This is a genomic window from Mycobacterium seoulense, assembly GCF_010731595.1.
Classification (GTDB): domain Bacteria; phylum Actinomycetota; class Actinomycetes; order Mycobacteriales; family Mycobacteriaceae; genus Mycobacterium; species Mycobacterium seoulense.
On record NZ_AP022582.1, the window covers coordinates 2521520 to 2534677 of the forward strand.

A 13158-nucleotide genomic window follows, 5' to 3' on the forward strand; every position below is an offset into this window, starting at 1 on the left:
ATCGTCACGACCGGTGGTTCTCGACCGACGGACTGGCGAAAGGTCGGCTGACCGCGCGTCAGGTGTTGGCGTTGCCCGCTTTCCATTGCGGCCAGGGGACGTTCCAGTCGCCCAGCCCCTCGGTGCCCGGCAGCGTCGGCCCCACGGTGTTGATCACCTCGACGATGTCGCCGCTCTTGCTGTGGTCGTAGAACCACTCGGCGTTGCTGGGACTCACGTTCAAGCACCCGTGGCTGGTGTTGGTGTGGCCCTGGGCGCCGACCGACCACGGCGCGGAGTGCACGAAGACGCCGCTATATGACATCTGGGTGGCCCAGTCGACTTCCGTGCGATATCCGTTGGGCGAGTTGACCGGAACGCCGTAGGTCGACGAGTCCATGATGATGTGCTTGAACCGGCCGCCGACGATGTAGAACCCGTTGTCGGTCGGTGTGCTGTCCTTGCCCATCGACGTCGGCATCGTCCTGACCACTTCGCCGTTCACGCGCACGGTCACCGTCTTGGTGGTGTCGTCGGCCGTCGAAATGACCTCGTCACCAATGGTGAAGTGCGTCTTGACGCTGTCCTCGCCGAACATTCCGTCGCCCAGGTCCACGCCGTAGGTGTTGACCGCCACATCGATGACCGTTCCCGATTTCCAGAAATGCTCTGGGCGCCAGCGCACTTCGCGGTTGTTGAGCCAGTAGAACGCACCCTCGACGGGCGGGTTGGTGGTGATGGTGATGGCTTTCTGCGCCGCGGCGCGGTCCGCGATGTTCTCGTCGAACCGGATCGCCACCGGCTGGCCGACGCCGACAACCTCGCCGTCGCCCGGATAGACGTAGGGCATGGTCAGGTGGGCGGGGGAACTGGTCTGGAAGGTCATCTGCCGATTCGCCGCGCCACCCATGCCCAGCGCTTTGGCGCTCAAGGTGTAGCGCCTGTTGTAGCCGAGCTGCTCGGTGGTCGACCAGCGCAGTCCGTCGGGGCTGAGCTGTCCGCTGATCGACTTGCCGTTCTCGTTGACCATGGTGACCGACGCGAGGACCCCGTCGGCCACGCTGACCGTCACGGGCGCGTCCACGGTGACGCCGACGGCGCCGTCGGTCACCGAGGCGGTGAGCTTGGGGACGAGCAGATCGGCAAATGGAGTGCCCTTGTCGAAGATGACCTTCGCCGGTGCGGCGGTGTGGCCGCCGCCGCAGGCAACGCCGAACACAGCAAGCGAAGCGATCGCGGCAGCCAGCCACGATCGTCGTTTGCGCAAAGGCGTCATCGAGTGACCTTCCATGAAATTCGACGTAGTTGGTCACCGCTGACCAGAAACAGTGCATGCATTGTAATGGGTTTTGGGCGCGCGCATGCCGGCCTCAGCCGGTCCGCGATCAGGTGTTTCGGGGCCGACCTCGGAGCGCCCGGCGGCCGGGCTCGTGTCCCTGCCCACGCGGCGCTGGGGCCTATCCTGGACGGGATCCGGGATTTCACACCGCGGCAGGACGCCTGTTATTGTCGCGTACGCGGTCTCGGCCGTCGCAAGCGCCGTTAGCTCAGTTGGTAGAGCAGCTGACTCTTAATCAGCGGGTCCGGGGTTCGAAACCCTGACGGCGCACTTCAAAGCATATTTCTGGCGATGAACGGGCTTCAAGGGCCGTTTATGCGCGCTCATTGCGGCGTCGAGCACGTCGGCGACCTGCGGATGCGCTTTGCCACGCGTCGTGTACACATCCTGGGTCATGCTGACCTTCGAGTGGCCCCAGGTGAACCTCCACCTTGGACGCCCACTGAACTGAACCACCTACTGGTAGCCCTTACTAGTATTGTCTACAGTAAGCGGCGACCTGATGTGTCGGTAACCGTGCCCATCGATCGAGATGATTTGGCCTGACACCCGCCAACGCCTGAGAGGCCACCCTGTGAGTTCATCCAATGGCCCTGCGACCGCCAAGCATCGCGTGGTTCACGTCGGCACCGGCATGACGGGAAGCGCGGCCCTACGCGCCATCATCGACGACCCCGCTCTCGACCTGATCGCGGTCAAGGTGTCGTCGCCATCGAAGATCGGCATGGATGCCGGTCAGTTGTGCGGGCGCCCCGATGTAGGCGTCGCGGCGACAGGCGACGTGGCGGCAGTTCTGGATGCGAAGCCGGATTGCGTCGCCTATTGCGCGACAGCAGTAAGACGTGAAGACGAGGTGATCGCCGACATTGTCGGCTACCTGGAAGCCGGCATCAACGTCGTCACGATCTCCGCGATCCCGATGGTCTATCCGAAAGCAGCCCCGGCGAAATGGCGCGATCCGATCGAACACGCGGCACGGCAGGGCAACGCAACATTTTATGCGACCGGATGCGAACCCGGTTTCGTGAGCCTGAACCTGCCGACCGCGTTGCTGGCCGGTGCCGGTGTGATCGACTCCTACCGCATGGACGAGTACGCCCTCGACCTCGACTTGGCCTACCCGATCTGGGAAGTCCTTCATGAGTCGATGGGATTCGGCAAACACGACGGGCACGTTCCCATCCGCATCGCGGTGGGCAAGGTGAACAACGACTGGGAACCCGTCGTGCGCTACATCGCCGACACGCTGTCCGTTGAGGTCGAAAAGGTGGCACTGGACTGGGAGACGATCCTCGCCCCTCATGACCTCGACACCGCACTCGGCGTGATCCCGAAGGACACGATCTGCGCCCATCGCTGGCAGCTTTCCGCGATGTGCGACGAGCGGCCCGTCGTGTCGGTTCAATACTTCGCGACAGTGACTTCCACGCCGTGGCCCGATACCTGGCCGCGTCCGGCTCAATCCGGCAAGGGCGGAATGGTCTTCCGCATCGAAGGCTCGCCCAACATGACCCTTGACCTCCGTCTCGACGCCGCAACGGGCGACGCCACCAACCCCGGCGTCGCCGCAACGGCGATGGCGGCGATCAACGCGATACCGGCTGTCATTGAAGCTGCGCCCGGACTCCTGCCCGCGCCACTGGCCGGTCCGGCGATCGTCACTCGGCAAACCCGTCGCAGCGCAGCGACTTAGCCCACCCCCCGGTCCCCGGCGTCAGCCAGGACGGACGTGAGAAGAAGCTCGAACGCTCGATCATCGTGGGACAGTGCGGCATCGACGAATCCACCGTCATCGTCGATTCCCACGTTGCCCGCTGTGCCGTGCTTCTGCGCCAACCTTGCGAGAAGGACCGAACCCCGGACCAGAACCGAAACCGCCGAGTAGGTTTCCAGGGCATCTCGCCGATCCAGACCGGCTTCGATCATGCTGGCGATCGCCTTATCCATCTCCTGTGCGCCAAGCCGCCGCGCCATCGGACTCAGCGCCCCGCGGATCAATATCAAGTCGGTCAGCACTGGATTGCCGAGGAACGTCTGCCGCACCCCACGCGCATGCGCCATCAACGACTCACGCCAATCAGCCGACTCAACAAACGAGGGCAACCCGCTGCGCCGCAACGCACGATCGGTCATGGCGTCAAGAAGCGCCGACTTATTGCGGACATGCCAGTAGATGCTCGTCACCCCGACGCCCAGCAACTTGGCGACCAAGGGAATACTCACCTCGTCGACAGACGACTCCTCGGCCAGCGCGAAGGCGGCTTCGACGATGGTGTCCGCGGTCAGCGTGCCTCGCGCCTGGCGGCCCGACTGCCGCCGTGACGTCGAACGCGGCACTCCCACGCCTACCTCCACACCGGCATCAACATCTGGCACTGGTCAGTTTTTCATCCGGAGTCGCCAACACGCGGTAGACCGCCGGTGGGAGCGTTTTCCACAGCCTGACTGTACGCATTGGTGTACATGTTCGGGCACGGCTCGTCGTCCATGCCGGACCAGCTCACCACGGCGCCGACAGAGAAAGCTGGGGCCGAGCTGCGGTGTCAGACTCGCCGCATGTCCGCACCTTCTATTGGCCAGGCCCGCGGTGATCGTTGTCAGGAACGGGATGTCGTCCGCGCAATGTCATGTGGAAAGCAGAGCGAGGTTGACTTGCATCTGACACGGCGGGGAACCGTGTGGCGGTATCCGCAACAGTCGCGTTAACCCGGTAAGCATGTCGACCGTCGCCCGTCCGTGAATGGCGACTACGCCGGTGCGGCCGAGAGGGCTTGGATGACCGCGTTGAGGGGCTCGGGCGACGTCGCAGTGTCGCCGATATACGGGTGGGCGAGCTCCAAGACGAGGAATAGGTCGGTGGCCAGCAGCACGCCCACGGTCGCGACCAGCGCGTAGTGAATGGCGGGGTTCTCGACGCTGTAAATAATGACGCAACCAAGGACCAGCCCGCTGAGCAGGAAGAAAACGATCCACATCGACGAGGGCAGCCCGTTTGCAGTGCGGGCGCGGATCATCCGGTCTGTCCGTGCCTGACTGATCTTGTTGAGGGAATCGAATGACGTAGCGAGGAAAGTCTTTTGGGTATCGGTGCGCGGCTGAACTTGCTCATACGTGGTGCGAAGGCGTTGCAGCGCTTGGCCGGCCGCGGGGTAGGCGTGGCCGTTGGCGGCCATCGGCCACTCGGTTGCGGCCGCGCGTTCATAGTCCAGCAACGCCTGGCGGACGCGGTCGCTGTCAGCCTTGTCGAACACGGCTAGGTCGTTGGCCATCTGTACCCCCGTTGTGCCCTCAGCCCGCATCGCGTCGTCCGCAGTATTGTCCTGACCCCACATCGCGGTAACGATGAAACCCGTGTAGAACGCGTACACGAATCCGACCAGCAAGAAGGCGAACTGCGTCACCTCGCTGCGCTCGTCCCCCCGCAGGCCGGGGAACCGACGCCGAACATACGCCAGGACGAGCACCGCCACACCCGCGATGAGGACGTTGAGCCCGACCAACAGCAACCACGACGGGACATTGCTCACGATCCAACCACTCACAAGCCACACTCCTCGAGAGCGTCCGGAAACCCCGCGGAGGGGATGCAAAGGGGCCGGTCGTGGATACGCGGCCGGCCGTTCGACTCTAGGCGCATGTCCGCATCGCGACGTCCACTTCGCCACTTTCTGGTCGGTTTCGGCTTTTGCTGAAAACAACCCGTCGAGCCGTCTAGCGTCGGTAGTGCCCCTCAATGGAAGGTGACGTGGCGAACGGGGCGAAACCTTCGACGGCACACCGAGTGGCGAAGCATCCCAACGTGATCGCCACCGGGTTGATCGTCGTGGCGCGACGTCCATCCCCAGAATGTTGATCTTCCAGCGCGGCTGCAGACCGAGACCTCAGACGCCGATCTCTTCGCGGCGAGTTCAGGAGTGACCGAATGACCAGCAGGCTGACGGGTGAGGTGGTGCGCGCGGGCGATCCCGGGTACGAGGCGGCGCGGGTGGGCTGGAATCGCCTGTATTCACGCTATCCCGAGGCAATCGTGTTCTGCGCCAACGCACGGGACGTGGTCAACGCGGTCGAGTGGGCACGCGAGGAGGGCATCGCCCTGCGAGCCCGCAGCGGGCGCCACAGCCTTGATGGCTGGTCCTCGATCGACGGCGGCCTGGTTGTCGACGTCAGTCGCATGAAGACCGTCACGATCGACGAGACGGCGCGGACGGCGACGGTCGGCACCGGGCTCACGCAGCAAGAGATCGTCCCGGCGCTCGGGCAGCGCGGCTTCGTCATTCCGACGGGTTCGGAGGGGGGCGTCGGACTCGGCGGTGTGGTTCTCGGCGGAGGCTTCGGATTACTCACTCGCAGTTTGGGATTGGCGTCCGACAACCTGCTCGCGGCCGAGATGGTGGTGGCCGACGGCCCACGCTCGGCGAAGGTTGTCGAAGCCGCCGAGCACAGTAACGCCGACCTGCTGTGGGCGTGCCGCGGCGGAGGCGGCGGCAACTTCGGGATCGCCACGTCCTACACGCTGAAGTTGCACAAGCTCTCGCGGGTCGACTTCGCAATCGTCAGGTGGGCCGGTCTCGGCGATCTGGGCGCGATACTTCGCACCTGGCAGCGTGACGCGCCGGTCGCCGACGAGCGCCTGACCAGTGCGCTCGAGGCGGGCTCCGCCGCGGTCGAGCTCAAGGCGGTGCTGCACGGCGGCTCACGCGACAAACTGGACGCCGAGTTGCGTTCCCTACTGGCGATCGGCAAGCCCGAGGTGACCTACACGAACGAGGCCTGGCCGACCATCTACAAAAACCTCGACAGGGCAGCGGATCTACCGTTCTGGAAGTTCTACTCTCAGTTCGTCACTCGCCCATTGCCCGACGAGGCGATCGACCTGGTCGTTCGCTTCATGGCGAACGCGCCCAGCGCGTCGAGCAACTTCTTCTGTTCGAGCTTCGGCGGGGCCGTGCGCCACGCCCCGCCCGGTGGGTCGCCGTTCCCGCACCGTGAAGCGCTGTTCTACTGCGAGCCGGGCGCGGCCTGGGACGATCCCGCGCTGAACTCGAAGGCTCTGGGCTGGGCGGTCGACTTCTGGCGCGCACTGCGCCCCTTCGGCAACGGCGCCTACGTCAACGTGCCCAATGCTCCCGCATCCGATTGGGAGCGTGAGTATTACGGCCCCAACTGCGAACGGCTACGCGAGGTGAAAGCCAAATACGACCCCTCGAACGTTTTCTGCTTCGAGCAATCCGTGCCTCCCCCGGGCTGACCGGTTGTCGCGTCGGAGGATCGGAGTCGACCGAAAGAACAGCCCACACAGCAGAAGATGGCAAACCCCCGTGTAGCACGGTCCAGTCAGGCAGACTGAGCCCCGTGGCAATGAGCACGTCCGTGCACACGCGTAGCAGCGCGTCAGCGCAAGCGCCGGGAAGACTGGCAGTAGAGCCATGAGTTGGGAGACCTTGCTCACGAGCACTCTCGTGCCGGTCGCGTCCGTTGTCTCAACTGCGACGGTGGCGATCTGGACGAAGCGTATCGACGCCAGAACCAAGCGCGAGGATCGAGACCACGCGCTGGTGCTCGACTACGAGAAGCGGGCCGGCGAGGACAAGAAGGCGGTGCTGAAGCGTCTCATCTCGGCAACCCTTTACCTCAAGCGCGGGGCGGAACCCCTCGCGGGTACGGACGTCACCGATGAGAGCGTCAGCCGAAGGAGGGCGGCGGCCACCAGCGAGTTGTACGAATTCCGCGCCCGGCTGGGCCTCGACGACGGAGTCGCGGAGCTGATGATCTACGCCGCAGAGCCGGTTCGCGACCTCACCGAATTGATTCTCGACGAATGGGACCGCCAATTCCGTGAGCATGGCTACTCGCTGACGCAGCTGGATGAGTGCAAGCAGCAACTCCAAGCAGCGGTCGACGTCCCTCAAAACAGCGATGAGGCGATGATCGAACGGAAGCGAAAGTGGACCGCGCTGAAGGACGAGGAAGCATCGTTTCTCAAGCAACTCGGCGATGAGTCGGACCTTGACGTCGACGCGCTGGTGGAGCTGTGCAACCGATTGTTGAAAGCCGCCCACACAGACCTGCGCGGTGGCTACGGCATCGACACCTGACATGCGGCGGGCCCGTCCCGACTTTTTCGGCGTGATTCGCCTGCCGCGCGAACGAGCCTGCAGGTAGCTTCTCCTTCACAGCGAGTGCCCAGGACCGCCGTCGAGCTGCGCCGAAGGAGCTGCCATGGGGTTCATCCAGCCGAATCTGCCCGTCGTCGACCTGGCTGAATGGAGCAAGCGGAGCCGCGCACAGCGGATCGTGCCGATGGTGCGCCACATCGCCGAGAACGGGTTCGGCACTCCGCTGGTGATGCACGTGATGTACGGCGCGAAGATCGCGCTGTACATCCTCGGCGGCTGGGTGTTCGGCTGGTGCACGACCGGCATCGGCAGCTTCACGGGCGTCGCCGCGTGGTGGTCGGAACCGATCGTGTTCGAAAAGGCCGTGCTGTACACGATGCTGTTCGAAGTCATCGGACTGGGCTGTTGCTTCGGGCCACTGGCCGGCCGTTACTTCCCGCCGATGGGCTCGATCCTGTACTGGTTGCGGCCCGGAACCATCCGGTTGCCGCCATGGCCCGATCGGGTGCCGCTGACCCGGGGCAGCGTCCGCAGCCCGATCGACGCGGCGCTCTACGGTGCGCTGCTGGTCTTGCTCGCGATCGCGCTGGTGTCCGACGGCACCGGCCCAATTCCCGCCCTGCACACCGAGATTGGTGTGCTGGCGCCCTGGCACACCGTCGCGATCCTGGCGGTGCTGGCCGTCGTCGGCCTGCGCGACAAGGTGATCTTCCTGGCCGCTCGCGGCGAGGTCTACGCGCCGTTGGCGCTGGTCTTCCTGTTCGCCGGGGCGGACTGCATCATCGGGGCCAAGGTGGTCTTCATGGTGATCTGGCTGGGCGCGGCCACCTCGAAACTCAACAGGCACTTCCCGTTCGTGATCTCAACGATGCTGGCGAACAACCCGTTCATCCCGTCCGGGCCGCTCAAACGGTCGATGTTCAAGCGTTATCCCGACGACTTGCGGCCCAGCGCGCTGGCGGGTTTCATCGCCCACTTCTCCACCGCCGTGGAAGGCCTGGTGCCGCTGGCGCTGCTGTTCTCCCACGGCGGCTGGCCGACGGCCATCGCCGCGTTCGTGATGATCGTGTTCCACCTGAACATCCTGCTGGCTTTCCCGATGGGTGTGCCCCTGGAGTGGAACGTGTTCATGATCTTCGGGGTGTTGTCGCTGTTCGTCGCGCATGCCCGCCTTGGGTTGTCCGATCTGGCCAACCCGTTGCCGGTGGTGGTCCTGTTCGCGGTCATCGCCGGAATCGTCGTCGTCGGAAACCTCTACCCGCGCAAGGTGTCCTTCCTGCCGGGCATGCGCTACTACGCGGGCAACTGGGACACCACGGTGTGGTGCGTCAAGCCCTCGGTCGACGAGAAGTTCCGCACCGGCTCCCGCGCGCTCGGGCCAATGCAACACCTGCAACTCGAACGCCTCTACGGCTCCAAAGAGGCGACCCTGGTTCCGCTTCACCTCGCGATGGCGTTCCGCGGGATGAACACCCACGGCCGCGCGCTGTTCACCCTGGTGCATCGCGCGCTGGCCGGCTACGACGAGGACGACTACAACCTGTGCGAGGGCGAGGTGCTCTGCTCGATGGTGCTGGGGTGGAACTTCGGCGACGGACACATGCACAACGAATGCCTCATCGAGGCGCTACAACAGCGCTGCCGGTTCCAGCCCGGCGAGGTGCGGGTGGTGATCCTGGACTCGCAGCCCATCCACATCCAGCGCCAGGAGTACCGGCTCGTCGACGCGGCCACCGGCGAATTCGAGCGCGGCTATGTCGACGTCGACGACATGGTCACCGCGCAGCCCTGGGCCGACGACATTCCGGTACACGTCCAGAGCGGCACGGGCGCCGGCATGACCTGACGCGTCAGCGGTTGCGCACCCGGTGCACCACCACGACGACGACGAGGACACCGACGCCGGCGAGAGTCACCGTCACCGCGGGCTTCTTGACGAAGTCCACCACCTTCGCCTTCAGGTCGTCGGCCAGGCGCCGCGGGTTGGCGCGCACGGCGAGTGAGTCGACGGTGGCCGCCAGCTGGTCGCGGGCGACATCGATGTCCCGCTTGATCGCCTCGGGGTCCCGGTCCGCCACGTGTCTGTCCTCCCAGTCGGCCTCATGCACCTGACGAACTACCCTAGATCAGCTGGCGACAACCCCAACGCTCCGGTGAACAGAAAGGGGCCCGAATTGGCCGAGACCACGCGCCTTGCGCCGGGCGACACAGCGCCCTCCTTCCGCCTGCCCGACGCCGACGGAAACACGGTGTCGCTGGCCGATTACCAGGGGCGTCGCGTCATCGTGTACTTCTACCCGGCCGCCTCCACGCCGGGCTGCACCAAACAGGCCTGCGACTTCCGCGACAACCTGCACGAACTCGGCGGAGCCGGGCTCGACGTCATCGGGATCTCCCCCGACAAACCGGAGAAGCTGGCCAAGTTCCGCGACGCCGAGAAGCTGACGTTCCCCCTGCTGTCGGATCCCGATCGCAAGGTCCTGACGGCCTGGGGCGCCTACGGCGAGAAGCAGATGTACGGCAAGACCGTGCAGGGCGTGATCCGCTCGACCTTTGTGGTCGACGAGAAGGGCAAGATCGCCCTCGCGCGGTACAACGTCAAGGCAGCACATACGTCGTCCTTCATCAAAAAGCTGTTCAGTGCCTCGTAATTGATTCGCGGTCGTCACGTGTGTGGAAAGGGACCATCGGCCCTACAGAACGCCGAGGTCGCAGCGCATTCTTGATGCCGAATCATCCACGACTGACTTGCGTCAGCCATTCCTTGGGGAGCGATCATGGCAGAAGCCACCGAGAAGAAGCCGTCGGCGGCGGAACGTGCGTCAGACCTGACACAACGAGCGGCAAGCCTGTCCGATGAAGTGCTCAAGTCGGTCGAATCCGGACAACGGACCGCTATCGATGCCGTACGCAAGTTCGTTGGCGCTGTCGACGAGTCGTTGCCCGGGCACGGCGACGACCATCCGTCGAGACGCAATACGATCGTCGACGCCGCCCTCGATATGGCGGACAAGCTCGTCAAGACGCAGTACGAGTTCATTCGTAGCGTCGTCAGCAGCGCGAGCGAGACGCTGAAGAAGCAGGGCGACGAGAAGCCAGGCGCCGAGTAAGTCGCGCTGCCTACTCGCCAGGGGTTGTCGGTGGTTCGACACCGGACTCCGCGCGGACAGCTACGAATAACCGCCGAGTACGCGCCTCAAGACGACGGTAGCGTGCGTGTCGATAACCGGTGCATCGACAAGAACGGTGCACCGCTGCGGGCGATCGGTCGTGCAACCCAGGTGAACGGCCGGGCGGGGAAAGTTGGAGGTGTCGTTCCTTCCGCAATTCCTGCGGTGGATCCCCTTCACCAAAGGTGACTACTGGGGTGGGCACGTCGCCAAACTGCGCCGCGACCTGTCGGTCTGATCGCCTTTCGAGCCGAAACCGAACGCTGGCGCGTGGCCCCGGGCCAGGTCGGCGAGACCATGACGTACTGGCCGGCCCGGCTACAAGCTGGGATCGGTAGCCGCGAGCGAACGTCAGACTCTCGCAAGTGGTTCGCCGTAACACGCGGCTCGATGGGCAACGAAAGGATCTTCCGATGGATGCACCGCGCACGTTGGGCCGGATCATCGGCGCGGCAATGATCTCCGGCGGCGTGGCGATGGCCGGTCTGGGCGTTGCCGCGCCCGCCCAGGCCGGCCCGTCCTACTGGCACTACTGCCCCGGCCAGAAATGGGGATACACGGTTCCGATACCACCGGGATTTGATCTGAGCGTGTGTCACTGGTTCGCCGTTACCGTTGAGAACGGCCCGTCGGGCCCGGTGTATCACTTCGCGGAGGCCGACCCGGCGCAAGTGCCCCCTCCGGCCCCCGGCTTCCCCTGGCCGTGAACTTCCGCTGCGGTCAGGCCAGATTGGCCAGCAGCAGCGCCTCGGCGATAGCGGCGCGTTCCAGCACACCCAGGTGCAGGCTCTCGTTGACGCTGTGCGCCTGGGTGCCGGGATCCTCGACGCCCGTGACCAGAATCTTCGCCTGCGGGAACGCGGCGGCGAACTCGGCGATGAACGGGATGGAGCCGCCCATGCCCGTGTCGATCGCTTCGGTACCCCACGCCTGGCGGAACGCCGCTCGCGCCGCGTCGTACACCGGGCCGCTGGCGTCGATCGCGTACGGCTCGCCGATGTCGCCGCGCGTGACGGTCACGTGTGCGCCCCACGGTGCATGCTCTCGAAGATGCGCCGTCAACGCGTCCAGGTGTGCCTCGGCGTCGCCGCCGGGCGCGACCCGCATGCTGATCTTCGCGCGGGCCCGCGGGATCAGGGTGTTCGACGCTTTCTCGATGGGCGTGGTGTCGATGCCGATCACGGTGATCGCGGGTTTGGCCCACAGCCGCTGCGGCGCCGAACCGGAACCGATTTCGGACACCCCGTCCAACAGCCCGGAGTCCGCACGCACCCGCTCGGGCGGGTAATCCACAGCGGCGGCGTTACTTTCGTGCAGGCCGACGACGGCCACGTTGCCGTCGTCGTCGTGCAGGCTGGCCAGCAGCCGCACCAGAGCGCTTAGCGCGTCGGGAACCACGCCACCCCAGATGCCCGAGTGCAGCCCGTGGTCGAGCGTGGCGACCTCGACCACGCAGTCGACCAGGCCCCGCAGCGAAACCGTCAGCGCCGGAACGTCGGTGCTCCAGTTGTCCGAGTCGGCGATGACGATCACGTCGGCCGCGAGCGCGTCGCGGTGGGCGGCCAGCAGTCGGCCCAGCGACGGTGAGCCGGACTCCTCCTCGCCCTCGACGAAGACCGTCACGCCGACCGGCGGTTGGCCGCCGTGCGCTCTGAACGCCGCCAAATGCGTTGCGATGCCTGCCTTGTCGTCGGCGCTGCCCCGGCCGTAGAGCCGCCCACCTCGTTCGGTCGGTTCGAAGGGCGGCGACGCCCACTGGCCGGCATCGCCTTCGGGCTGCACGTCGTGGTGGGCGTACAGGAGTACGGTCGGCGCGCCCGGGGGCGCGGGATGGCGGGCGATGACCGCCGGGGCGCCGCCCTCGCTGACGATCAGCACATCGCCAAAACCGGCCTGCGACAAGAGATCCGCCACCGCCCGCGCGCTGCGGTGCACCTCGTCGCGCCGGCCCGGGTCGGACCACACCGATTCGATGCGTACCAAGTCCTCCAGGTCGCCGCGCACGGACGGCAGCACCTCACGGACGCGCTCAACAAGATCGCTCATGATCTCGAGGCTAGTCGCGCGGGAAGAAGGCGGTCCCGGCGAGCGGGCGCAGAATGCCACCGCCTGCCGGCGTGTCGTGTACAGACACGCACGCTCGCGCCGTCAGGTCGTCTCCAGGATCGCGACGGCGGCCGCGGTGTCCCCCTCGTGCGTCAGCGACACGTGGATCGTGACGTCGGCCAGGTGTTTGGCGATGTCGCCGCTCAGCCGCACCCGGGGCCGCCCCCACATGTCAGTGACCACCTCGATGTCGCGGTGGATGTCCTCCGGCAGCACGGGCCGCTGGGCGAACCGGGACCCCGACCAGGCCTTGATCACCGCCTCCTTGGCCGCCCACCGGGCCGCCAGGTGGCGCGCCGCGGACGAGCTCTTGTCCGAGGCGTCGCGGCGCTCACCCGGTGTGAACGTCTCCGAGAAGACGGTTCCGGGCTGGTCGACCTGCTCGGCGAAATCAGGGATGGAGACGACGTCGATCCCCACACCGACTATTCCCATGGGTCGCCAGGCT

General features: G+C 65.6%; 13 protein-coding genes and 1 tRNA gene. 8 read left to right on the top strand and 6 right to left on the bottom strand.

Features of this window, described 5'->3' with window-relative positions; translation table 11 throughout:
- Positions 1–58: 58 nt before the first annotated feature.
- Positions 59–1270, bottom strand: a complete 1212-nt coding sequence (locus G6N37_RS11505) for a L,D-transpeptidase (protein ID WP_179961892.1) — start codon at positions 1268–1270, stop codon at positions 59–61.
- A gap of 245 nt (positions 1271–1515) precedes the next feature.
- Here G6N37_RS11505 and G6N37_RS11510 point away from each other — a divergent pair.
- Positions 1516–1588: transfer RNA gene (locus G6N37_RS11510), tRNA-Lys, on the top strand.
- A 304-nt stretch (positions 1589–1892) separates the two neighbouring features.
- Positions 1893–3011 carry a dihydrodipicolinate reductase gene (locus G6N37_RS11515; RefSeq protein WP_372514673.1) on the top strand — a complete coding sequence of 373 codons (1119 nt, stop codon included), beginning with the start codon at positions 1893–1895 and terminating at the stop codon, positions 3009–3011.
- Here G6N37_RS11515 and G6N37_RS11520 read toward each other — a convergent pair.
- Both G6N37_RS11520 and G6N37_RS11525 read right to left on the bottom strand, forming a co-directional pair.
- The gene (locus G6N37_RS11520) at positions 3008–3661 is read right to left on the bottom strand and encodes a TetR/AcrR family transcriptional regulator (RefSeq protein ID WP_232075429.1); all 654 of its coding nucleotides are present in this window, start codon (positions 3659–3661) and stop codon (positions 3008–3010) included. The genes G6N37_RS11515 and G6N37_RS11520 overlap by 4 nt on opposite strands.
- Positions 3662–4065: 404 nt before the next feature.
- The gene (locus G6N37_RS11525; protein WP_232075431.1) at positions 4066–4860 is read right to left on the bottom strand and encodes a bestrophin-like domain; all 795 of its coding nucleotides are present in this window, start codon (positions 4858–4860) and stop codon (positions 4066–4068) included.
- Positions 4861–5240: 380 nt separating this feature from the next.
- On the opposite strand from G6N37_RS11525, the gene G6N37_RS11530 reads away from it, so the two are divergent.
- The 3 genes from G6N37_RS11530 (at position 5241) to G6N37_RS11540 (ending at position 9280) form a co-directional block, all read left to right on the top strand.
- Complete coding sequence (locus G6N37_RS11530; RefSeq protein ID WP_163680158.1) at positions 5241–6566, top strand: FAD-binding oxidoreductase; 1326 nt, start codon at positions 5241–5243, stop codon at positions 6564–6566.
- Positions 6567–6744: 178 nt separating this feature from the next.
- Positions 6745–7413, top strand: coding sequence for a hypothetical protein (locus G6N37_RS11535; RefSeq protein ID WP_163680161.1), 669 nt, complete (start codon positions 6745–6747; stop codon positions 7411–7413).
- Between the two features lie 124 nt (positions 7414–7537).
- Positions 7538–9280 carry a DUF3556 domain-containing protein gene (locus G6N37_RS11540; RefSeq protein ID WP_163680164.1) on the top strand — a complete coding sequence of 581 codons (1743 nt, stop codon included), beginning with the start codon at positions 7538–7540 and terminating at the stop codon, positions 9278–9280.
- A gap of 4 nt (positions 9281–9284) precedes the next feature.
- On the opposite strand, the gene G6N37_RS11545 is transcribed toward G6N37_RS11540, so the two are convergent.
- A complete protein-coding gene (locus tag G6N37_RS11545) occupies positions 9285–9512 on the bottom strand; it encodes a DUF3618 domain-containing protein (RefSeq protein ID WP_083170530.1) in 228 nt (75 codons plus the stop codon).
- 96 nt (positions 9513–9608) lie between these two features.
- Between G6N37_RS11545 and bcp the strand changes: the two genes are divergently transcribed.
- From bcp to G6N37_RS11565, 3 genes are all read left to right on the top strand, one after another.
- Positions 9609–10085 (top strand): thioredoxin-dependent thiol peroxidase, encoded by a 477-nt coding sequence (gene bcp / locus G6N37_RS11550; protein WP_163680167.1) that lies wholly within the window; start codon positions 9609–9611, stop codon positions 10083–10085.
- 126 nt (positions 10086–10211) lie between these two features.
- The gene (locus tag G6N37_RS11555) at positions 10212–10544 is read left to right on the top strand and encodes a hypothetical protein (protein WP_163680170.1); all 333 of its coding nucleotides are present in this window, start codon (positions 10212–10214) and stop codon (positions 10542–10544) included.
- A gap of 473 nt (positions 10545–11017) precedes the next feature.
- Entirely contained in the window at positions 11018–11311 is a 294-nt protein-coding gene (locus G6N37_RS11565; protein ID WP_163680173.1) for a hypothetical protein, read from the top strand.
- Between the two features lie 13 nt (positions 11312–11324).
- On the opposite strand, the gene G6N37_RS11570 is transcribed toward G6N37_RS11565, so the two are convergent.
- Together G6N37_RS11570 and acpS are read right to left on the bottom strand one after the other, a co-directional pair.
- Positions 11325–12650 carry a dipeptidase gene (locus G6N37_RS11570; protein ID WP_163680176.1) on the bottom strand — a complete coding sequence of 442 codons (1326 nt, stop codon included), beginning with the start codon at positions 12648–12650 and terminating at the stop codon, positions 11325–11327.
- A 102-nt stretch (positions 12651–12752) separates the two neighbouring features.
- Entirely contained in the window at positions 12753–13145 is a 393-nt protein-coding gene (gene acpS / locus G6N37_RS11575) for a holo-ACP synthase AcpS (RefSeq protein ID WP_065444533.1), read from the bottom strand.
- Between the last annotated feature and the right edge of the window lie 13 nt (positions 13146–13158).